22 protein-coding genes are annotated in these 21,237 nt (G+C 67.2%); 14 read left to right on the top strand and 8 right to left on the bottom strand.

Going from position 1 to position 21,237, the window contains the following annotated elements; translation table 11 throughout:
• Position 1 precedes the first annotated feature (1 nt).
• Together K320_RS0108685 and K320_RS0108680 are read right to left on the bottom strand one after the other, a co-directional pair.
• Positions 2–700 (bottom strand): glutathione S-transferase N-terminal domain-containing protein, encoded by a 699-nt coding sequence (locus K320_RS0108685; RefSeq protein WP_024538449.1) that lies wholly within the window; start codon positions 698–700, stop codon positions 2–4.
• A 166-nt stretch (positions 701–866) separates the two neighbouring features.
• Positions 867–1,256, bottom strand: coding sequence for a VOC family protein (locus K320_RS0108680; protein ID WP_024538448.1), 390 nt, complete (start codon positions 1,254–1,256; stop codon positions 867–869).
• Positions 1,257–1,362: 106 nt separating this feature from the next.
• Between K320_RS0108680 and K320_RS0108675 the strand changes: the two genes are divergently transcribed.
• On the top strand, positions 1,363–1,947 hold the full coding sequence (locus tag K320_RS0108675) for an NnrU family protein (protein WP_024538447.1): 585 nt from the start codon (positions 1,363–1,365) through the stop codon (positions 1,945–1,947).
• A 64-nt stretch (positions 1,948–2,011) separates the two neighbouring features.
• On the opposite strand, the gene K320_RS0108670 is transcribed toward K320_RS0108675, so the two are convergent.
• Positions 2,012–4,927, bottom strand: a complete 2,916-nt coding sequence (locus tag K320_RS0108670; protein WP_024538446.1) for a DNA topoisomerase III — start codon at positions 4,925–4,927, stop codon at positions 2,012–2,014.
• An 89-nt stretch (positions 4,928–5,016) separates the two neighbouring features.
• On the opposite strand from K320_RS0108670, the gene K320_RS0108665 reads away from it, so the two are divergent.
• Genes K320_RS0108665 through K320_RS0108655 form a run of 3 tightly spaced genes read left to right on the top strand, consistent with a single transcriptional unit; the run spans position 5,017 to position 7,096 of the window.
• Entirely contained in the window at positions 5,017–5,547 is a 531-nt protein-coding gene (locus K320_RS0108665; RefSeq protein ID WP_029695963.1) for an SET domain-containing protein, read from the top strand.
• A complete protein-coding gene (locus K320_RS0108660; RefSeq protein ID WP_024538444.1) occupies positions 5,544–6,362 on the top strand; it encodes a biotin--[acetyl-CoA-carboxylase] ligase in 819 nt (272 codons plus the stop codon). Before K320_RS0108665 ends, K320_RS0108660 begins: the two co-directional genes overlap by 4 nt.
• A gap of 5 nt (positions 6,363–6,367) precedes the next feature.
• The gene (locus K320_RS0108655; RefSeq protein ID WP_024538443.1) at positions 6,368–7,096 is read left to right on the top strand and encodes an SPOR domain-containing protein; all 729 of its coding nucleotides are present in this window, start codon (positions 6,368–6,370) and stop codon (positions 7,094–7,096) included.
• Positions 7,097–7,108: 12 nt separating this feature from the next.
• On the opposite strand, the gene K320_RS0108650 is transcribed toward K320_RS0108655, so the two are convergent.
• The 3 genes from K320_RS0108650 to K320_RS0108640 all read right to left on the bottom strand — a co-directional run bounded on the left by K320_RS0108650 (position 7,109) and on the right by K320_RS0108640 (position 9,869).
• Entirely contained in the window at positions 7,109–8,566 is a 1,458-nt protein-coding gene (locus tag K320_RS0108650) for a sensor histidine kinase N-terminal domain-containing protein (protein WP_024538442.1), read from the bottom strand.
• A gap of 62 nt (positions 8,567–8,628) precedes the next feature.
• The gene (locus K320_RS0108645) at positions 8,629–9,303 is read right to left on the bottom strand and encodes a response regulator transcription factor (RefSeq protein WP_024538441.1); all 675 of its coding nucleotides are present in this window, start codon (positions 9,301–9,303) and stop codon (positions 8,629–8,631) included.
• A 77-nt stretch (positions 9,304–9,380) separates the two neighbouring features.
• Positions 9,381–9,869, bottom strand: coding sequence for a MarR family winged helix-turn-helix transcriptional regulator (locus K320_RS0108640; RefSeq protein WP_029695961.1), 489 nt, complete (start codon positions 9,867–9,869; stop codon positions 9,381–9,383).
• A gap of 192 nt (positions 9,870–10,061) precedes the next feature.
• Between K320_RS0108640 and recA the strand changes: the two genes are divergently transcribed.
• On the top strand, positions 10,062–11,135 hold the full coding sequence (gene recA / locus K320_RS0108635) for a recombinase RecA (RefSeq protein WP_024538439.1): 1,074 nt from the start codon (positions 10,062–10,064) through the stop codon (positions 11,133–11,135).
• A 58-nt stretch (positions 11,136–11,193) separates the two neighbouring features.
• Positions 11,194–11,679, top strand: coding sequence for a recombination regulator RecX (gene recX, locus K320_RS0108630; RefSeq protein WP_024538438.1), 486 nt, complete (start codon positions 11,194–11,196; stop codon positions 11,677–11,679).
• Here recX and K320_RS0108625 read toward each other — a convergent pair.
• Positions 11,657–12,208 (bottom strand): shikimate kinase, encoded by a 552-nt coding sequence (locus K320_RS0108625; protein ID WP_024538437.1) that lies wholly within the window; start codon positions 12,206–12,208, stop codon positions 11,657–11,659. The genes recX and K320_RS0108625 overlap by 23 nt on opposite strands.
• A 93-nt stretch (positions 12,209–12,301) precedes the next feature.
• Here K320_RS0108625 and K320_RS0108620 point away from each other — a divergent pair, with 93 nt between their 5' ends.
• Positions 12,302–12,754 (top strand): PACE efflux transporter, encoded by a 453-nt coding sequence (locus tag K320_RS0108620; protein ID WP_024538436.1) that lies wholly within the window; start codon positions 12,302–12,304, stop codon positions 12,752–12,754.
• Here the strand turns inward: K320_RS0108620 and K320_RS0108615 are convergent.
• A complete protein-coding gene (locus K320_RS0108615; protein WP_024538435.1) occupies positions 12,696–13,424 on the bottom strand; it encodes a TetR/AcrR family transcriptional regulator in 729 nt (242 codons plus the stop codon). The two genes, K320_RS0108620 and K320_RS0108615, sit on opposite strands and share 59 nt — an antisense overlap.
• A 129-nt stretch (positions 13,425–13,553) precedes the next feature.
• On the opposite strand from K320_RS0108615, the gene K320_RS0108610 reads away from it, so the two are divergent.
• From K320_RS0108610 to K320_RS0108580, 7 genes are all read left to right on the top strand, one after another.
• A complete protein-coding gene (locus K320_RS0108610; protein WP_024538434.1) occupies positions 13,554–14,399 on the top strand; it encodes an ABC transporter ATP-binding protein in 846 nt (281 codons plus the stop codon).
• Positions 14,399–15,277, top strand: coding sequence for a branched-chain amino acid ABC transporter permease (locus K320_RS0108605; protein WP_024538433.1), 879 nt, complete (start codon positions 14,399–14,401; stop codon positions 15,275–15,277). Before K320_RS0108610 ends, K320_RS0108605 begins: the two co-directional genes overlap by 1 nt.
• Before the next feature lie 4 nt (positions 15,278–15,281).
• Entirely contained in the window at positions 15,282–16,319 is a 1,038-nt protein-coding gene (locus K320_RS0108600) for a branched-chain amino acid ABC transporter permease (RefSeq protein WP_024538432.1), read from the top strand.
• A 38-nt stretch (positions 16,320–16,357) separates the two neighbouring features.
• Positions 16,358–17,545 (top strand): ABC transporter substrate-binding protein, encoded by a 1,188-nt coding sequence (locus K320_RS0108595; protein ID WP_024538431.1) that lies wholly within the window; start codon positions 16,358–16,360, stop codon positions 17,543–17,545.
• A 140-nt stretch (positions 17,546–17,685) separates the two neighbouring features.
• A complete protein-coding gene (locus K320_RS0108590; RefSeq protein WP_024538430.1) occupies positions 17,686–18,507 on the top strand; it encodes an ABC transporter ATP-binding protein in 822 nt (273 codons plus the stop codon).
• Entirely contained in the window at positions 18,504–20,309 is a 1,806-nt protein-coding gene (locus tag K320_RS0108585; protein WP_024538429.1) for an AMP-dependent synthetase/ligase, read from the top strand. The genes K320_RS0108590 and K320_RS0108585 overlap by 4 nt, the downstream gene beginning before the upstream one ends.
• A gap of 149 nt (positions 20,310–20,458) precedes the next feature.
• Positions 20,459–21,235: an enoyl-CoA hydratase/isomerase family protein gene (locus K320_RS0108580; protein WP_024538428.1), complete on the top strand. Its 777-nt coding sequence runs from the start codon at positions 20,459–20,461 to the stop codon at positions 21,233–21,235.
• Positions 21,236–21,237 lie beyond the last annotated feature (2 nt).

Raw genomic sequence — 21,237 nt, 5'->3', positions numbered from 1 at the left:
TTCAAGCGCGCGGCGGAATGGCCAGCCCGCGCTGCACCGCGGGCCGCGCGGCAAATGCTTCCAGCACCCGCGCCACCTCGGGGTAGACGCCCCAGCCCACGAGATCGGCGGCCTCGTAGAAACCGATGAGGTTGCGCACCCAGGGGAAAACGGCGATGTCGGCAATGCTGTAATCGCTGCCCATGATCCAGTCGCGCCCGGCAAGGTGCTTGTCCAGCACGGTCAGCAGGCGTTTGGACTCGGCCGCATAGCGGTCGCGCGGGCGCTTGTCCTCGAAATCCTTGCCGGCGAATTTGTGGAAGAACCCGAGCTGGCCGAACATCGGCCCGACGCCGCCCATCTGCCACATCAGCCATTGCAGGGTCTGGTAGCGCTGCGCCGGATCGCTGCTGAGCAGCCGGCCGGTTTTCTCCGCCAGATAGACCAGAATGGCGCCCGATTCCCACAGCGCCAGCGGCTTGCCGCCGGGGCCGTTCGGGTCGAGGATGGCCGGAATCTTGTTGTTCGGGTTGAGCGACAGGAACTCGGGCGAGAGCTGGTCGTTGGTGTCAAAACTCACCAGATGCGGCTCGTAGGGCAGCGCAAGTTCTTCCAGCGCGATCGAAGCCTTCACGCCGTTGGGCGTGGGCAGCGAATACAGCTGCAGCCGCTCGGGGTGCCGCGCCGGCCATTTCGCGGTGATGGGATGCGTCCAGGTCATGGGGTGGTTTGTCCTTTCTCGAGGGTGGATTCTGCGCCCGCTGCGGGCGGCTGGTGCGGCACGCACGGTTTGTTGCCGCTGGGGTCTCGCGCAGGCAGGCCAGGTACAGCGGCCCGTCCGCGCCGGTACCAAGCCGGCCGCCAGGAACGCGAGCGGAGCCCGGCGATCAGGCCGCTTTGGCCGGGCGGTGTGCCAGGCACAGCTTGTTGCCCGTCGGATCGCGCAGATAGGCCAGGTAGATGCGCGCGCCGCCGCCGAGCTCGCGCCAGCCGGGCGGGTCTTCGCAGCTCACGCCGCCCGCGGCCGCGCCTGCCGCGTGCGCCGCGTCCACCTGCTCGGGCGAAGCGGCGGCAAAACCGGTGGTCGCGCCATTGCCAAAGCAGGCGGGCTCGCCATTGATGGGGGTGGAGATGGCAAAGGCTCCGGCAGGGGTGCGGTAGAAATAGCGGTTTTTGTTGGCCACGCCTGCGGCGATGCCGAGCGTGCCCAGCAGGGCATCGTAAAAACGCCTGGATTGCTCCAGATCGGCGGCGCCGAGCATGATGTGGCTGAACATGGGGTTTTCTCCGTCCAGAGGGTTCAAACCCGGCAATGGTAGCGGCCGCGCCTTCAGCGTGCCGCCCACGGATAATTGCCGGAGGTTCCCGCACACATCACGCACCATGAGCACTCTTCTTCTCGGCCTGATCTTGTTTCTCGGCATGCACTCGGTGCGCATCGTGGCCGAAGGCTGGCGCACGCGCACCGTGGCGCGGCTTGGCCCCATGGCCTGGAAGGGCCTGTATTCCATCGTCTCGCTGGCGGGCCTGGCGCTGATCGTCTGGGGCTATGCGCAGGCGCGCCAGCAGCCGGTGCTGCTCTGGAGCCCGCCGATGGCGCTCAAGCACCTGAACTCGCTGTTCACGCTGCTGGCCTTCATCCTGGTGGCGGCGGCCTATGTGCCGCGCAATGCCATCCGGGCACGGCTGCACCACCCGATGATCCTGGGCGTCAAGCTCTGGGCCTTCGGCCATCTGCTGGCCACCGGCAAGCTGGCGGACCTGCTGCTGTTTGGCGCCGTGCTGCTGTGGGCGGTGCTGGATTTCCGCGCCGCGCGCCAGCGCGACCGGGCGCAGGGCACGGTGGTCGCGCCGGGCAAGGCGGCGCCCACGCTGCTGACGCTCGTGGTCGGCGCGGCAGCCTGGGCCGCGTTTGCGTTCTGGCTGCATGCGGCGTGGATTGGCGTGGCGCCGATGGCGCGCGGCTGAACACGCTCAGACCGTCTCGCGGCACTCAAGGCCTGAAGGGCCTCGGGCGACGGGGGCCACGCGCTCAGCCCAGATGCTGCCCCAGGATGCCCGCGAGCTCGAACATGCCCGCGCGCTCCTTGCCGAAGACGGCGCGCAGCTTGTCGTCGGCGACGATCTGGCGCTTGTCCTGCGGGTCCTGCAGCGCGTGCTCCTTGATGTAGACCCAGATCTTCTTGACTGCCTCGGGGCGGCTGACGGGCTCCATGCCGATCACGGCCGCGAGCGTTGCGCTCGGCACCTTGCCACTGGCCGCGGTGGTCTTGCGCGGCGCCTTTTTGGCGGCAGTCTTTGCAGCAGGTTTTGAAGCTTTTTTGGCTGCAGCACTTGCTGCGCCTGCGCGAGCAGCTCCTGTTTTTGCTGTCGCCGTCTTGCGCGGCGGGTATTTGCCCTCGCGCGGCTCGAATTCAAAATTGACCTTGCCCGCGTCCGCGTCCCACGCCAGGCGCGCCTTGAAGGGGCGGCGCGTGCGGTTGGAGATGAATTTGTCGAGCACGTCGGTCTTGCCGGTGGCCAGCAGCTTTTGCATCTGCGCGCGCTCGATCGGCTGCTGCAGGATGATCTTGCCGCTCTTGAACTTGCACGAGGGCACGGGCTGCGCGGCCGTGGGTACGGCCCTGGCGCAGACGTAGTTGCTGCCGTGCTCGTGCACCGCGCCGCCGCAGGCCGGGCAGGTGCCCAGCGGCTCGTCGGCAAATTCCACCAGTTCGCCGGTTTCGCCTTCATTTTTGTCGTCGCCGAAGTCGAACGAGAGCTTGTAGCGGCCGGGTGCCTCATCGTCCTGCACGATGGCGATCTCGGCCGCGAAGGGGAAGCCGGCCTTGGAGCGAAAGCCCGCGAGCGGCCCGATGCGCCGATCGCGCAGCAGTTGCTCGGCCTCGGCGATCTCGAAGGTGCGCCCTGCCGGTGATTTGCCAAAGCCAAAGCCGCAACCCTCGCCGCCATCCTTGCCGGTGCAGGCGTAGCGCCGGTAGTTTTCCTTCACCACGCCGCCGCAATTGGGGCAGGGGGTGGACAGCTGCGCGTAGTCGCCGGGGATGGTGTCGCGGTCGTATTCCTTGGCCTTTTTGACCATGCGCTCGGTCATCTCGGCGATCTGCTGCATGAAGGCGGCGCGAGAGAGTTGCCCCTTCTCCATCTGCGCCAGCTTGTATTCCCACTCGCCGGTGAGCTCGGCCTTGCACAGCTCGTTCACCTCCAGCCCGCGCAAGAGCGTCATGAGCTGGAAGGCCTTGGCCGTGGGGATGAGCTCGCGCCCCTCGCGCAGCATGTATTTTTCCGTGAGCAGGCCCTCGATGATGGCCGCGCGCGTGGCGGGGGTGCCCAGGCCCTTCTCCTGCATGGCCTCGCGCAGCTCGTCGTCGTCGATCTGCTTGCCCGCGCTCTCCATCGCGCCCAGCAGCGTGGCCTCGGAGTAGCGCGCGGGTGGTTTGGTCTTGAGGCCCTTGGCCTCCACCTGCGCAGCCAGCGGCTGCTCGCCCGGCTGCACCGCCACCAGCGGCTGGCCCTTGTCGCCGTCCTTGCCGCCTTCCACCTCGTCGGCCGCTTCCTTGCCGTAGATCGCCAGCCAGCCGGGCTTGACCAGCACCTTGCCCTCGGTCTTGAAGCGGTGCTGCTCGACCTGGCTGATGCGCGTCGTCACCTGGTATTCGGCCGCCGGGAAGAACACCGCCAGGAAGCGGCGCACCACCAGGTCGTAGAGCTTCTGTTCCGCGTCCGACAGGCCGTGCGGCGCCTGCGTGGTGGGGATGATGGCGAAGTGGTCGCTGATCTTGCTGTTGTCGAAGATGCGTTTGCTGGGGCGCAGGTAGCTGCCGTCCAGCGCCTGGCGCGCATAGGGCGCCAGATGCGCCATGCCCGAGTGCGCCAGCATCTCGAAGGTCTGGCGCGCCACGGGCAGGTAGTCTTCGGGCAGCGCGCGCGCATCGGTACGCGGGTAGGTCAGCGCCTTGTGTTTTTCGTACAGCGCCTGCGCCAGCGAGAGCGTGGTCTTGGCCGAAAAGCCGAACTTGCCGTTGGCCTCGCGCTGCAGGCTGGTGAGGTCGAACAGCAGCGGCGAGAGCTGGGTGCTGGGCTTGGCCTCTTCCGTCACCGTGGCCGGTTTGCCGCGCACCGCGTCCGCGATCGCGCGCGCCTGCGCTTCGTTCCAGACACGGTCGGCCCGCGCCTCGGGGTCGTCGCCCTTTTTGAAGGCCGGGTCAAACCACTTGCCCAGGTACTCGCCCGCCTGCGCGGCAAACGTACCATGGATTTCCCAATAGTCGCGGCTCTTGAAGGCGCGGATTTTTTCCTCGCGCTCGACCACCAGCGACAGCGTGGGCGTCTGCACCCGGCCCACGGTGGTCAGAAAGAAGCCGCCGCCCTGCGAGTTGAACGCGGTCATCGCGCGCGTGCCGTTGATGCCTACCAGCCAGTCGGCCTCGCTGCGGCTGCGGGCGGCGTCGGCCAGGCCCTGCATCTGCGGTTCGCCGCGCAGATGCTCGAAACCGTCGCGTATGGCCTGCGGCGTCATGCTCTGCAGCCACAGACGGCGGATCGGTTTGCCCAGGCTGCCCTTGCTGCCCCCCGCGTACTGCTCGATCAGGCGGAAGATCAGCTCGCCCTCGCGCCCGGCGTCGCAGGCGTTGATGAGTTCGGAAACATCCTTGCGCTTGGCTTGCTTGACGACGGCGGCCAACCGCGACTTGGTCTTGTCCACGGGCTTCAGATCAAAGCGCGGCGGGATCACCGGCAGGTGGGCAAAGCTCCACTTGCCGCGTTTCACGTCGAATTCCTCGGGCGCCTGGATTTCCACCAGATGGCCGACGGCGCTGGTGACCACATAGCGCTCGTTCTCGAAATGGTCTTCGTGCTTGTCGAATTTGCCGCTGGTGGGCGTGAGGGCGCGCACGATGTCCTGCGCGACCGAGGGTTTTTCTGCGATGACGAGTGTCTTGCTCATGACGAATAGTGAAGCACTTCTACAATGGGCGGCCCCACGCGCACGCGCGCGCAGGTACGTATGCATACAAGGTAGCAGAGATTTTCCGCATGGCCTCTCCCCGCAGTATTCAGGCGCCCCGTGGTCGGCGCATTCAGGTGCGCCGCTCGGGCGTGCACGGCAAGGGCGTGTTCGCGCTGCAGGCCATCGCCGAGGGCGAGGTGGTCATCGAATACCTGGGCGAGGTGATCTCCTGGGACGAGGCGCAGCGGCGCCACCCGCACGACCCCAGCGACCCCAACCACACTTTCTACTTTCATGTGGATGAAGACCACGTGATCGATGCCAACATCGGCGGCAACGCCGCGCGCTGGATCAACCACAGCTGCGAGCCCAACTGCTGGGCCGACGAGGTGGACGGGCGCATCTTCATCACCGCGCTGCGGGGCATCGCCGCAGGCGAAGAGCTCAATTACGACTACGGCCTGATCATCGAAGAGCGCTATACCCAAAAGCTCAAGGCGGAATACGCCTGCCGCTGCGGCAGCAGCCACTGCCGCGGCACCATGCTGGCGCCCAAGCGCGGCTGGCGGCCGCTGGAGCCAGGCACGCGGCCGGCACGCAAGGGTTCTCGTGCATGAGTCTGTCTGACTGGCCCCTTGCCGCGCTGCGCGAGCAGCTCGCGCCGCTGCTGCCGGGGTTGCTGATCGAGGTGCTGCCCACCATCGATTCGAGCAACACCGAGCTGATGCGCCGTGCGCGCAGAGGCGCTCTGCCGCCCACGCTGCTGATCGCCGAGGAGCAGACCGCCGGGCGCGGGCGCCAGGGGCGCAGCTGGTACAGCGGCGCGGGCGACGTGCTGGCGGTCTCGCTCGGACTGCCCTACGCACCGCGCGACTGGTCCGGCCTGTCGCTGGCCGTGGGCATATCCGTGGCCGAAAGCCTGCAGCCGCACCTGCCCGCACGCGCCAGCCACCGGCCGCGCATCGAGCTCAAATGGCCCAACGACCTGTGGCTGGCGGACGGACGCAAGCTGGCCGGCATCCTGATCGAGACGGCGGAAATCGCCGATGGCAGCGGCCAGCGCTGCGCCATTGTCGGCATCGGGCTGAACCTGCAGCCACCGCCGGAACAAGGCCTGCGCACGCCGGCCGCCTGCCTGCAGGACGTGGACGACACGCTGGATGGCCCGGCCGCACTGCTGCGCTACGCCGCGCCGCTGGTGCGCACGCTGCTGGGTTTTGCCGCATACGGCTTCGCCCCGCTGCAGCCGCGCTTCGAGCAGCGCGATTACCTCCGGGGCAAGGCGGTGGCGCTCAGCGACGGCACGCGGGGCCGCGCGCTGGGCGTGGACGACGATGGCGCGCTGCGCATGGAGACCGCGGCCGGCGTGCAACGCATCACCAGCGCGGAAGTCAGCGTGCGCCCCGCGCCCGCCGACGCGCGGGAACACTGACCGCCATGCTGCGCCTTGCCATAGCACTGCTGCTGCTCGCCAACGCGGGCTATTACGGCTGGAGCACCGGGCTGCTGGCGCCCTGGGGCTGGGCGCCGCAGCAGGAGGGCGAGCCCGAGCGCCTGCAGCAGCAGATCGCGCCGCAATCCCTGCAGCTGCTGGGCCCCGACACGCCGGGCAGCCCCGCCGCACCGGCCCCGGCACCCGCACCAACGCCAGCACCTCCCGCCGCCAGCCCGGCTGTGCCAGCACCGGCCGACGGCACCGCCGCCGCTCCAGCGCCGGAGGCAACGCAATGCCTGCAGGCCGGGCCGCTGGATGGCACGCGCACGGCAGACCTTCGGGCGGCGCTGGCAGCGCTGCCCGAAGACAGCTGGGTGCTGGAGGCCAATGAAATCCCCGGGCGCTGGATGGTCTACATGGGCCGTTTTGCCGACGAGGATGCGCTGGCAAAGAAGCGCGCCGAGCTGCGCGCGCTCAAAGTCGCCTTCGACCGCCCCGGCGCGGCGCTGGAGCCCGGCCTGTCGCTCGGGCGCTTTGCGACGCAGGAGGCAGCGCAGCGCGGCCAGGCCGATCTCGCCAGCCACGGCATCCGCACTTCGCGCGTGGTGCAGGAGCGCGCACCGCAGACCAACTACCTGCTGCGCCTGCCCGCCAGCACGGCGGCGCTGCGCGCGCAGCTGGACGCGCTGCACATCGCCTGGGGCGACATGCCGCCGCAGCCCTGCAAGTGATGCGCCGCCATGTCACTGCGGCGGCGCTGCCTCCGCGGTGGCGGGCCGGGACGCGAAGCGCACGGTAAAGCGCACCCCCGGCTCCGCCTGGCCCGGGGCCAGCGCGTCGATCTGCACCTGCGCGCCGTGCTGGCGGGCGATTTCGCGCACGATGGACAGGCCCAGCCCCGAGCCATCGACCTGGGTGCCGAGCGCGCGGTAGAAGGGCTCGAACACCCGCTCGCGTTCCGCCGGCGCAATGCCGGGGCCGGAGTTGTCCACCTGCAGCATCAGCACCTGGCCAAAGGGATCGGTGATCACGCGGGCGGTGACCACGCCCGGCTTTTCCGGCGAAGACGGCGTGTAGTACAAGGCGTTGTCCAGCAGGTTGCGCACCAGTTCGGAGAGCAGCGTGGCATTGCCCCGCACGGCGGCGCCGGGGCTGCCCGCGGGCGTGCCGTCGTAGCCGAGATCGATGTGCCGCTGCAGCGCGGCCGGCACGCTGGCATGCACCGCATCGATGGCGATCTGCGCCAGGTCCACGCTCTGGCGCTGCATCAGCGCCATGCCGCCCTCGGCGCGCGCCAGCGCGAGCAGCTGGTTCACGGTATGCGTGGCGCGCACCGAGGCGCGGCCGATCTGCTGCAGCGACTGCTTGAGCTCATCGGCGCTGCTGCCCTGGCGCTGCGCCAGGTCGGCCTGCATGCGCAGACCGGCCAGCGGCGTCTTGAGCTGGTGCGCCGCGTCGGCCAGAAAGCGCTTTTGCGTGGCCACCGATTCATGCAGGCGGTCGAGCAGATCGTTGACTGAATCCACCAGCGGTGCCACCTCGATCGGCACCGCCTTGTCGTCCAGCGGCGAGAGATCGTCCGGCTTGCGCCGGCGGATGCGCTCCTCCAGCTGGTGCAGCGGCTTGATGCCCCGCGTGAGCGCCAGCCACATCAGCAGCAGCGCCAGCGGCAGCACGAAGAGCTGCGGCAGCAGCACGCCCTTGATGATGTCGGTGGCCAGCAGGCTGCGCTTGTTGCGCGTCTCGGCCACCTGCACCAGCGCCGGCCCGGTGCCAACCTGCGGCAGATGCATCCAGATATAGGCCGCGCGCAGCTTGGCGCCGTGCAGTTCGGCATTCGTCAGCCGCACCTGGTCGCTGGCGGGAACGTCGTCCTGCGGCGGGATCGGCAGATCTCCTTCACCCGCCAGCAGCGCGCCGCTGGGCGCGAGCACCTGGAAGTACACCACGTCCGCTTCATCGGCGCGCAGCACGCCGCTGGCCGGCCGCTCCAGGTTCAGGCGCACCTGCCCATCCTGCACCGACAGCAGTTCCGCCAGCGCGTAGGCGTTGTATTCCAGCGTGCGGTCAAAGGGCTTGTCCGCCAGGTCCTGCGCAACGAACCAGGTGAACGCCAGGCTGATGGGCCACAGCAGCAGCAAGGGCGTGAGCATCCAGTCCAGGATTTCGCCAAACAGGGAGCGCTGCTCGTGCCGCATCATTGGAGTTGAATTGGCTGAAAACGCTTACTGCACAGGCGCCAACGGCTTTTGTTTCAATAGCATCACTGGGTGATTTTCTGCAGGCAATAGCCCAGACCGCGTACCGTGGCGATGCGGATCGGGCCCTGTTCTATCTTCTTGCGCAGCCGGTGCACATAAACCTCGATGGCGTTGTTGCTGACCTCCTCGCCCCATCCGCACAGGTGCTCGACCAGCTGGTCTTTCGACACCATGCGGCCGGCGCGCTGCAGCAGCACCTCCAGCAAGCCCAGCTCGCGTCCCGAGAGTTCGATCGCCGTGCCGTCGATGCTGGCGGTGCGGCCCACCGGGTCGTAGGTCAGCGGCCCGTGGCGCAGCAGGTTGGTGGTGGTGCCCAGGCCCCGGCGCGTGAGCGCGCGCACGCGCGCCTCCAGCTCCTGCAGCGAGAACGGCTTGGCCATGTAGTCGTCCGCACCCAGGTCCAGACCGCGCACACGCTCCTCGACGCTGTCGGCGGCGGTGAGGACCAGCACCGGCAAGGCGCTGCCGCGCGCGCGCAGGCGCTTGAGCACCTCCAGCCCATGCATGCGCGGCAGGCCCAGGTCCAGGATCAGCAGATCGAACTCATGGTTGGTGAGCAGCGCCGCATCGGCCTCGCTGCCGTTGTCCACATGGTCGGCCACCGCGCCCGAGCCGCGCAGCGAGCGCAGGATGGCGTCCGCAAGAACCTGGTCGTCTTCGGCGATGAGGATGCGCATGCCACGGGTCTCCTGAAGTTGCGCGGCGGGTGCGCACTGTCTCGCGCGCTCTGCAAAGCCCATCCGCTGCTGAAATTTTAGGCGATCGCTCCCGCGCCGTAGACCTCCAGCCCCAGCATGACGACGGTGGCGACCTCTTCGCCGACCTCGGCACGGAATTCCGCCTCGGCCTGCGCCACGCTGGTGCGAAAGGCCTGCAGCCAGGCTAGGCCCGTTTCGGTGAAGCGCACCCGGCGCGCGCGCGCATCGTGCGGATCCTCCTCGCGCGCCACCAGGCCCCAGGCCTCGCACTGCGCCACCAGCGCGGCCATCGCCTGCTTGGTCATGCCGGCGCGCTCGGCCAGGTCGGTCAGGCGGTCGCCGTTCAGGGAAAGATGGCGCGTGATGTGGATATGCGCCGCGCCTACCTTGTCACGCGCCGCCAGGTGCGACAGCGCCAGCGGCACGCGCACATCGCGCGCCATGAGCTGCAGCACGCGCGCATCGAAGCGCCGCATCGCATGGCCGATCAGACGGCCCAGGTGCGTCTGGCGCCAGCGGTCGTCGGATGAGGGAATGTCAGACATGCTCAATTGTCAGGCAAACTGACTAAAAATTGCTGGAATTTCAAAACAAGGACACTAAACTACTGTGAACGCATCCAGTATTTTTGGGTTAAGCGTCAGGCGTTGAGCGTTGAGCGAGAAACCGCAGACCCCACGCTCAACGCCAAACGCTCAACCTTTCACCAACGCCCAACCTCTTTCAAGGAGTTTTTCATGGACACCGCCGTCAAGACCACCCCTGCCCAGACCGAAAAGGCCAAGGCCCTGGCCGCCGCGCTGGCGCAGATCGAAAAGCAGTTCGGCAAGGGCACCATCATGCGGCTGGGCGAGGGCGAGGCGATCCAGGACATCCAGGTGGTTTCCACCGGCTCGCTCGGTCTGGACATCGCCCTGGGCGTCGGCGGCCTGCCGCGCGGGCGCGTGGTCGAGATCTACGGGCCGGAAAGCTCGGGCAAGACCACGCTCACGCTGCAGGTGATTGCCGAAATGCAGAAGCAGGGCGGCACCTGCGCCTTCATCGATGCCGAGCACGCCCTGGACACCAGCTACGCGCAGAAGCTCGGCGTCAACATCAACGACATTCTCATCAGCCAGCCCGACACCGGCGAGCAGGCGCTGGAAATCGTCGATTCGCTGGTGCGCTCGGGCGCGGTCGATCTGATCGTCGTCGACTCGGTCGCCGCCCTCGTGCCCAAGGCCGAAATCGAAGGCGAGATGGGCGACAGCCTGCCCGGCCTGCAGGCGCGATTGATGAGCCAGGCGCTGCGCAAGCTCACCGCCACCATCAAGAAGACCAACTGCATGGTGATCTTCATCAACCAGATCCGCATGAAGATCGGCGTCATGTTCGGCAGCCCCGAGACCACGACGGGTGGCAACGCGCTCAAGTTCTACGCCTCGGTGCGCCTGGACATCCGCCGCATAGGCACCATCAAGAAGGGCGACCAGGCGATCGGCAACGAAACCAAGGTCAAGGTGGTGAAGAACAAGGTCAGCCCGCCGTTCAAGACCGCCGAGTTCGACATCCTGTTCGGCGAAGGCATCTCGCGCGAGGGCGAAATCATCGACATGGGCGTGAACGCACGCATCCTTGAAAAAAGCGGCGCCTGGTACGCCTACAACGGCGAAAAAATCGGCCAGGGCCGCGACAATGCGCGCGAATTCCTACGCGAGAACCCTGCATTGGCCGTGGAGATTGAAAACAAGGTGCGCGAATCCCTTGGGATTGCACTTCTGTCTGGCGCCAATATCGCCAGGGAGGCGGAAAAGCCCGCCAAGGGTGATTGAGCCTCCAATACGGCTCCAGCGCGTGTCCATCAAGCGCCGGCCACTCTGTTTTTGATAGATGCCAGCCACGCCTCTCAGCCTCAAGGGCCGCGCCTTGCGCCTGCTGGCGCAGCGCGAACACTCGCGCGGCGAGCTCATGGTCAAGCTCGCGCGTCATGTGCAGGAGGGCGAAGACCTGCCCGCGCTGCTGGACCTGCTTCAGCAGCGCGGCTTCATCGACGAGGCCCGCGTGGCCGAATCCGTGCTGCACCGGCGCGCCCCGCTGCTGGGCGCGCAGCGCGTGCTGCAGGAGCTGCGCCGCAAGGGGCTTCCTGAACCGCTGCTGCGCTCCAGCGCCGAAACCCTGGCCCAGACCGAACTGCAGCGCGCGCAGGCCGTCTGGCAGCGGCGCTTCGGCGGCGCCGCGCCACCCGCAACGCCGCGGGAGCGCGCGCGGCAGATGCGGTTTCTGGCCAGCCGCGGCTTCGGCACCGAGGTGATCCGGCGCGTGTTGCGCGGGCAGGCGCAGGGAGGCGCCGATTTCAGCCCTGGTCCGGGCCCGTGATCCCGTCCTGCGTCAGCTCCAGCTGCATCTGCACCATGTTCACCAGGGCGTTCACCGTCGGGCGGCGGGTTTCGATCACGAAATGCGCCACCTCGCGGTACAGCGGGTCGCGCTCCTGGTAGAGGTCCCTGAGCCTGCCCAGCGGGTCGGCCACCTGCAGCAGCGGGCGCTTGGTGTCATGGCGCAGGCGGCGAAAGAGGTCCTCGGCCGTCGCGCGCAGGTAGAACACCGGGCCGCAGTGCGCGCGCAATTGCACCCGGTTGGCCTCGCGCAGCACCGTGCCGCCGCCGGTCGAAAGCACCCTGTTGGCACCACTGCCGGCCAGCTCGGCCAGCAGCTCGGCTTCGCGGTCGCGGAAGGCCGCTTCGCCGTGTTCGGCGAAATAGTCGCGGATGCTGCAGCCCAGTCGTTGCTCCAGCAACTGGTCCATGTCGACGAAGGGCCAGTCCAGGCGGCGCGCGAGCTGGCGCCCCACCGTCGATTTGCCCGAGCCGGGCAGGCCTACCAGGGTGCAACGCGTCGGCGCCAAGAGGGTTCTCCAGAAATGGCGGGCAGTGTACGGGCGGTGCGGATCCGGCCCGTGAAGCAGACCCCGCAGGGCACGCCTTTTTATACTCGCCGGATGTCCACACCACACCAGGCCAGCGGCCTCCAGGGGCCCTGGCGCCGGGTGATCTACGTCACCATCTACGAAATCATCGCCATCATCGCATCCGGCCTGATGTTCGTGCTCATCGGCCAGCCGCCGCAGGAATCCGGCGTGATGGCGGTCGTGGCTTCGGCGATAGCGGTCATCTGGAACGTCGCCTTCAACAGCGCGTTTGAATGGTGGGAGGCGCGCCAGAGCGTCAAGGGCCGCTCGATCGGGCGGCGCGTGGCGCACGCCCTCGGCTTCGAGGGCGGCCTGGCGCTGATTCTGGTGCCATTCATGGCCTGGTGGTTCAAGGTGACGCCGTGGGAAGCCCTCGTGATGGAAGCGGCACTGGTGGTGTTCTTTCTCGTCTACACCTATCTCTTCAATTGGGTGTTCGACCACTTTTTCGGGCTGCCGGCGTCCGCGCAGGCGGGCGCTTGAGCACCCCTTGCATCAGCGCCGCGATGCACTGCCCGATGATCTGGTCCGCGGCATAGCCGCCGTCCGGCTGGTACCAGCGCCCGATCCAGCTCAGCGCTCCGGCAATCGTGAAGGCCATGATCTTTGGGTCGCAGGGCGCGATCGCGCCCTGCTCGACGCCCTGCGCCACCAGGCGGCGAAACGCCAGATCGATTTCGGCCTTCATGCGGCGCAGCTCGGTGCGGCTGGGTTCGGGCACTTCCTCGTCACCCACGCGGATCAGGCACATGCCGAAGGGCTGGACCACGATCTCCGCATAGACGCGCATGCAGGCGCGCAGCTGGTCGAGCACGTCGCCACCGGCCTGGCGCGAGGCTTCTATGCCGTCCAGCGTCATGTGCAAGCCCTTCTGCACGCAGGCCAGCAGGATCTCGTCCTTGTTCTTGACGTAGTAGTACAGCGTCGGTTTGGTGACGTGCAGCCGCGCAGCGATGTCGTCCAGGGACGTGGCGTGAAAGCCGCGCTCGTTGAAGAGCTCGGCGGCCGTCGTCAGCACCGCATTGCGCTTGGCCTCGCGCTGCTGCTGGCGTGTCGCCGGGCGATCCCAGGGCGAGGCGGCGGGCGGCTGCGCGCGTGCGCGCCTGGGCTTCTGCCCGGCTTTCTGGGTGGTTGTTGGTGCACCGACGGCCATGCCTGATTCCTGCGAACGCGGGTAAATACCGATATTGGTCAGTCCCGATTGTGGAGACAATTTACTCTCAAGTAACCAGTTTACGCGTGGGTATCCTCTTGGGAACCCGCACAAACCCTGAGACACCGCATGTCCGATCCTTCCGCCCCATCCCCGCTGCTGCAGGCACAGGGCGTGACGCTGGCGTTCGGCGGCGTGCGCGCCCTCACGGAGGTGAGCTTTGCCGTGCAGCCGGGCAGCATCACCGCGGTGATAGGCCCCAATGGCGCGGGCAAGACCTCGCTTTTCAACACCATTTCCGGCTTTTACCGCCCATCGACGGGCAGCATCCGCTTCAAGGGCCAGGACATCACGCGCGTGCCCGCGCCGCAGCGCGCCAGGATGGGGCTGGGCAGGAGCTTTCAGAACATCGCGCTGTTCCGCGGCATGACGGTGCTGGACAACATCAAGCTGGGCCGCCATGCGCACCTCAAGACCAACGTGCTCGATGCCCTGCTCTACGTGGGCCGCGCGCGCCGCGAAGAAGCGCTGCTGCGCCGCGAGGTGGAGGAGCGCATCATCGATTTTCTGGAGATCGACCACATCCGCCACGCGCCGGTATCGGCCCTCTCCTACGGCCTGCAGAAGCGCGTGGAAATGGCGCGGGCGCTGGCGATGCAGCCCGAAATTCTGATGCTGGACGAGCCCGTGGCCGGCATGAATCGTGAAGAGACCGAGGACATGGCGCGCTTCATCCTGGACGTGCGCGCCGAATGGGGCGTGACGGTGCTGATGGTGGAGCACGACATGGGCATGGTGATGGATCTGTCGGACCATGTGGTGGTGCTCAACTTCGGCGAGGTGATCGCGCGCGGCACGCCGGCCGAGGTGCAGGCCAACCCCGAGGTGGCGCGCGCCTACCTGGGCTCGGGCAACGTCGGCGAACTGCGGTCCAGGCTGCGCGCCGCGGGCCGCGCCAGGGCGGAGGCGGCCTGATGGATTGGGGCTACCTGTTCGAGGTGTGCCTGACCGGCCTGCTGGGCGGCGGCCTGTACGCGCTGGCGGGCCTGGCCTTCGTCATGGTCTACAAGGCCACGCGCGTGGTCAATCTGGCGATCGGCGAAATGCTGATGGCCGGCGGCTACCTGTTCTTCACCTTCGCCGCCATGTGGGCGCTGCCGCTGTGGCTGGCGATTCCCGCGGCGGTGCTGGCCAGCGGCGTGCTGGGCGCGGTCATCGAGCGCACCATGATCCGCCCGCTGCTGGGCGAGCCGCCGATCTCGGCCTTCATGGTCACCATAGGCCTGGGTTCGGTGCTGGTGGGCCTGGTGGAAATGATCTGGTCGGCCGACCAGCGGCGGCTGCCGGACTTCCTGCCGGCCAAGGCGATCACGGTCGGCGATGCGTTTCTGGCGCCCAAGGTCTTCTGGGGCGCGGTCATCGCCTCGGTCTTCATCGCGGCCGTGCTGCTGGTGTTCCGCTACTGGCGCGGCGGCGTGGCGCTGCGCGCCACCGCCAGCGACCAGGCCGCGGCCTACGCGGTGGGCATCAACGTGCCGCGCGTGTTCTCGCTCTCCTGGGTGGTGTCGGCGATGCTGGCGGCGGTCTCCGGGATCATCGTCGGCTCCATCGGCGGCATTTCCTCATCGATGGGCGTGTTCGGCCTGACGGTGCTGGTGGTCGTCATCGTGGGAGGCCTGGACAGCGTACTGGGAGCCTTGGTAGCCGGTCTGCTTGTGGGTCTGGTTGAAGGGCTGGCGGGCGCCTACCTGGGCGGCGAATACAAGCTGCTGGCGACCTTCATCGTGCTGGTGTTCATCCTGATGGTGCGGCCCTACGGGCTGTTCGGCACCCACGAGATCGAAAGGCTGTAGGCGCATGCGCATCGGTACGCTCAAGGAAAGCTATGTCGCCGACGCGGCGCTGTTCGATTCGCGCACGCAGCATGTCTGGCTGGCCATCGGCGCGGCGCTGCTGCTGCTGTTTCCCTTCGTCGCCAACGACTACTGGCTCTACATGGCCTGCCTGGTGGCGATCAACATCGCCAGCAGCGCGGGGCTCAACATTCTCACCGGCTACACCGGCCTGGTGAGCCTGGGACAGGCGGCCTTCATGGGGCTGGGCGCGTACACCGTGGCCATCCTGCAGCTGCGCTGGGGCACGCCGCTGGCGTTCAACCTGCTGGCGGCCGGCGTGGTGGCGATGCTGGGCGGCATCGTGGTGGGCGTGCCCTCGCTGCGCGTCAAGGGTCTGTACCTGGCCATCGTGACGATTGCCGCCACCTTCATCGCGCACTTTCTGTTCGCCAATTTCGATTTCACCGGCGGCACGGCGGGGCTTTCGATGCGGCCGGCGCGGGTGTTCGGCGTCGATCTGGACACCTCGTTTCGCCTGTACTGGCTGATCGTGCCCATCACCGTGCTGATGCTGCTCGGCGCCGCCAACCTGTTTCGCACACGCATCGGCCGCGCCTTCATCGCCATCCGCGACCGCGACATCTCGGCCGAGGTGCTGGGCATACCGCTGCTCAAGTACAAGCTGCTGTCGTTCGGCCTGTCGTCGTTTTACGCGGGCGTCGCGGGCGGGCTGTTCGCCTATTTCTTTCGCGTGATCACGCCCGAGAGTTTTCCGCTCTCGATGTCGATCTTCTTCCTCGCGGCCATCATCGTCGGCGGCATGGGCTCGACGCTGGGCTCCATCCTGGGCGCGGCCTTCATGACCATGGTGCCCGAGCTGCTCAAGCTGGTGGTCGACCTGCTGCCCGGCGGCGCCGGTCTCACGGTTTTTCTTGCGCCGGTGCGCCTGGTGATCTTCGGCGCGCTGATCATCGTCTTTCTGGTCTTCGAGCCGCTGGGGCTCGCAGAAATCTGGCGGCGCACGCGTCGCTTTTTCCACCTGTGGCCGTTTCGCAATTGAGCGCCATTTTTTCCACGCAACGCCTTGAGGAGACAACCATGAAACAGCAACGCATTTCACACCAACGCCGCCAGTTGATGCTGGGCGCCGCCGCCACGGGTGTGGCCGCGCTCACACAGCCGCTGTCGGTGCTGGCGCAGGGCGCCGAGGAGATCGTGATCGGCGGCTCCATCCCCATGACCGGGGTGTTCGCCTTCGCCGGCGTCGGCATCAACGACGGCATCCAGGACTACGTGAAGATCATCAACGACGCGGGCGGCATCAAGGGCCGCAAGGTCAGGTACGTGCCCGAGGACACGGCCTACAAGGTGGACGTATCGGTGGCCGCCTACAAGAAGATCACGAGCCAGAACAAGGTCAACGTCTACTACGGCGACTCCACCGGTTTTGCCAAGACCATCAACCCCGAGCTGGACCGCAACGGCAACATCCTGATGGCCGGCGCCTCGTTCGCCAGCGAGCTCAACGACCCCAAGAAGTACCCGCACCAGTTCCTCGTCGGCCCCGACTACACCGAGATGTTCGGCATCCTGCTCAAGCACATCGCCAAGGAGAAGCCCGGCGCCAAGGTGGCCTTCGTCTATTCCGATTCCGAATTCGGGCGCGACCCGATCGAAAAGAGCGAGGCCGCGGCCAAGGCGCTGGGCCTGTCGGTGCCCATCAAGATCATGACGGCCGCCGGCAGCGTGGATGTCTCGGGCGAGGTCATCAAGCTGCGCCGCGCCGCGCCCGACTACACCATCTTCCACGGCTACATCCTCGCGCCCATCCCCGAGTTCATCACCCAGGGCAAGCAGCAGGGCATGACCACCAAGTGGATGGGCACCTTCTGGACCATGGACAGTTCCACCGTGATGAAGATGGGGCCGGACGGCGACGGCTTCATGGGCGTGATGCCCTACCGTTACTACTACGACACCGAACCGGCACCCATGCTGGACAAGATCCGCGCCATGCGCCCCCAGTACCAGAGCACCGCCTACACCCAGGGCATGCTGGCCTCGATGCTGTTCCTGGAATCGGTCAAGCGCTGCCTGGATGCGGGCAAGCCCCTGACCGGCGACGCCATGAAGGCCGCGCTCAACAGCCTCAAGGACTTCGACACCGGCGGCCTGATCGGCGTGCCGATCACCATCGCCGGCAACTCGATCCCCGTGGGCCGCGTCTACAAGGCCGACATGAAGGCGCAGAAGATGGTGCCGGCTTCGGACTGGATCCAGCTCTGATCCCGCAACCCCCTCCCCCTATGGGGGAGGGCCGGGGTGGGAGCTGACGGCGCTGAAAATTGGTGCCGCGCATTGCAAGAAAGCCCCCATCCCTGCCTTCCCCCGGAGGGGGAAGGAGCAATACATCTCTATCCCATGCCATGAGTTCAAGCCCCGCCGACCTCGTCCTCGAAGTCAACAACATCGAGGTGGTCTACAACAAGGTGGTGCAGGCCCTGCGCGGCCTGTCGCTGGCGGTGCCGCGCGGCGAGATCGTGGCGCTGCTGGGCAGCAATGGCGCGGGCAAGAGCACCACGCTCAAGGCCGTTTCCAACCTGCTGCCGCTGGAAGACGGATTGCTCGCGGCGGGCAGCATCCGCTTTGCCGGGCAGGACACCGCGCAGCTGGCGCCCCAGCAGCTGGTGCGCCGCGGCGTCTCGCATGTGATGGAGGGGCGCCACGTCTTCGAAGACCTGACGGTGGAGGAAAACCTCATCGCCTCCACCTACGCGCTGAGCGGGCGCGCCAACGCCGCGAAACCCGATTTCGCGTTGGTGTACGAATACTTCCCGCGCCTGTTCGAACGCCGCAAGGGCCTGGCCGGCTACCTTTCGGGCGGCGAGCAGCAGATGCTGGCCATCGGCCGGGCACTGATCGCGCAGCCCACGCTGATGCTGCTCGATGAACCATCGCTGGGCCTCTCGCCCAAGCTCACCGAGGACATCTTCACCATCATCGCGCGCATCAATGCCGAGCGCGCCACCTCCATGCTGCTGGTGGAGCAGAACGCCACCGTGGCGCTGGCCGTGGCGCACCGCGGCTACATCATGGAGGGCGGCAAGATCGTGATCGACGGCACGGCCGAGCGGCTGGCGAGCGACCCGGACGTGCGCGAGTTCTATCTGGGCATGGGCGGCAGCGGCGAAGCCAAAAGCTTCAAACACCTCAAGCATTACAAGCGCCGCAAGCGCTGGCTGTCATGAAACTGCCCGAACACACCCTGCCGCAGATGCTGCGCGAACGCGCACGCCAGCAGCCGCAGCGCATCGCCATCCGCCAGAAGGATTTCGGCATCTGGAAGCCCTGCAGCTGGGCGCGCTACCACGAGCGCGCCTGCCACTTCGCGCAGGGCCTGTCGGCGCTGGGTCTTGCGGGCGGCGGGCATCTGGGCGTGATTTCCGAGAACCGCATCGAATGGGTGCTGGCGCAGATGGGCGCGGGGCTGCTGGGCGCGGTCACCGTCGGCGTCTATCCCACCAGCCCCTCGCCCGAGGTGGCCTACGTCATCGGCCACGCCGACGTGGAGATGGTGGTCTGCGAAGACCAGGAGCAGACCGACAAGGTGCTCGATGCACTCGCCGAGCTGCCGCTGCTCAAGAAGATCATCGTCATCGAGACCAAGGGCCTGCGCAGCTTCACGCCCGAGCAGCGCGCGCTGATCGCCACCTTCGACGAGGTGGAGCAGCTGGGCCGCGCCAGCGCCAGCGCCAACGCCCACCTCATCGACGAGGCGCTGGCGCGCCAGCGCATGGACGACATCGGCCTGATGATCTACACCTCGGGCTCGACGGGCAAACCCAAGGGCGCGATGATTTCCTGGCGCGCCATCCGGGGCGTGGTGCCCGGCATCGCGGAGCGCATGCAGCTCTCCGAAGACGCCTCGCACCTCTCGTATCTGCCGCTGTGCCACGTGGCCGAGCAGATGCTGACCACCTTCACGCCGATCTATCTGGGCTCGACGGTCAACTTCGGCGAATCCATCCGCACCGTGCAGGAAGACCTGCGCGAGGTGGCGCCCAGCATGTTCCTGGGCGTGCCGCGCATCTGGGAAAAATTGCACGCGGCGATCCACATCAAGATGCAGGAAGCCGGCGCGCTGCAGCGCGCTCTGTTCACCCGCGCCATGGCCGCCTGCGCGCCGCTGGCCGACAAGCCGCGCAGGGATTGGTCCGTCGGCGAGAAGCTGCGCTTTGGCGCGCATTACTGGCTGATCCTGCGCGCGCTGCAGAACTTCATCGGCCTGCGCGAGGCGCGCGTGGCGCTCACCGGCGCGGCACCGATCGCGCCCGATGTGGTGCGCTTCTTTCGCACCCTGGGCGTGCCGCTGATCGAGGTCTACGGCCTCACCGAATCCAGCGGCATGGTCACCGGCCACCGGCTCGACGACGTGGTGATCGGCACCGTCGGCCCGGTCACCGAAGGGGTGCAGTACCGCGTTGCCGACAACGGCGAATTCCAGATTCGCGGCGACATGGTCTTCGCCGGCTACTACAAGAACCCCGAGGCCACGGCGCAAAGCATCGTCGATGGCTGGCTGCACACCGGCGACGTGGTGCGCGAGGAGGCGGGCCAGATCCGCATCGTGGACCGGCTCAGGGACATCATGATCACCGCGGGCGGCAAGAACATCACGCCCTCGGAGATCGAGAACACCATGAAGGCCAGCCCCTACATCAAGGAATGCATCATCGTGGCCGACGCGCGCAAGTTCGTCGCGGCCCTGGTGATGATCGACTTCGAGACCGTGGGCAAATGGGCCGAGGCGCGGCGCCTGGCGTTCACGCATTTCCGCTCGCTGGTGCAGACGCCCGAGGTGCAGCAGCTCATCGATGAAGAAATCGCCAGCGGCAACGCCAAACTGGCGCAGGTGGCGCAGATCCGCAGGTTCCACCTGCTGACCAAGGAGCTGGACCACGATGACGGCGAGGTGACCGCTACCATGAAGGTGCGAAGAGCCAGCATCTACAAGACCTATGCCGAGGAGATCGAGGCGCTGTATGGTTGAGGGGAGGTTGGGCGTTCAGCGTTCAGCGTGGGTGTTTTTGGTAGTTCACGCTCAACGCCAAACGCCAAACGCTCAACCATTTTCTAGTCAAACCAGCCTCTAACGCCTGTACAGCCTGCGTTATCAGCTAGCCTTTCAGGAGAACCCAAATGTCAGATTGCCTGCTGACCGAGCGCAACGGCGCCATCGCCACGCTCACCTTCAACCGCCCGGAGGCGCTCAACGCGCTGGATGTGCCCATGGCGCAGGCGTTTCTGGCCGCCATGCGCGCCATTGCCAGCGATACCAGCGTGCGCGCGGTGGTGCTCAAGGGGGCGGGTCGCGCCTTCATCGCCGGCGGCGATCTGGCCACGCTGCGCGCCAACCCGACGCAGGGCGTGCGCGATCTGCTCGTGCCGCTCAATGAAGCCGTTTTGCTGATGCACGGCCTGGATGCCCCCGTCATCGCGCAGGTGCACGGCGCCTCGGCCGGCGGCGGCCTGTCGCTGATGCTGATGTGCGATTTCGTGATCGCCGCCGAAGGGACCAAATTCAACCTGGCCTACATCAACCTGGGCACCAATTGCGATGTGGGCGGCTCGTGGGCGCTGCCGCGCCTCGTCGGCCTGCGCCACGCGCTGGAAATTGCCCTGCTGGGGGAGAACCTGGACAGCGCCGAGGGGCTGCGCCTGGGCCTGGTCAACCGCGTCGTGCCCATTGCCGAGCTCCAAGCCGCCGTGGATGCGTTTGCCGCGCGCATCGCCAGCGGCCCGACCAAGGCCTACGGCACCATGCGCCGCCTGATGCGCGCGGGTTTCGACAACGATCTGGCGACACAATTGCAGGCGGAGGCCGAAAGCTTCGAAGCTTGCACCCGCACCGCCGATCTGCGCGAGGGGCTGGAGGCATTCTTCGAACGCCGCAAGCCGCTGTTCCATGGCCGTTGAAC

Source organism: Comamonas badia DSM 17552 (assembly GCF_000484635.1).
In the GTDB taxonomy this organism is placed as follows: domain Bacteria; phylum Pseudomonadota; class Gammaproteobacteria; order Burkholderiales; family Burkholderiaceae_C; genus Comamonas_C; species Comamonas_C badia.
This window is presented reverse-complemented; position numbering and strand designations above follow the sequence as displayed.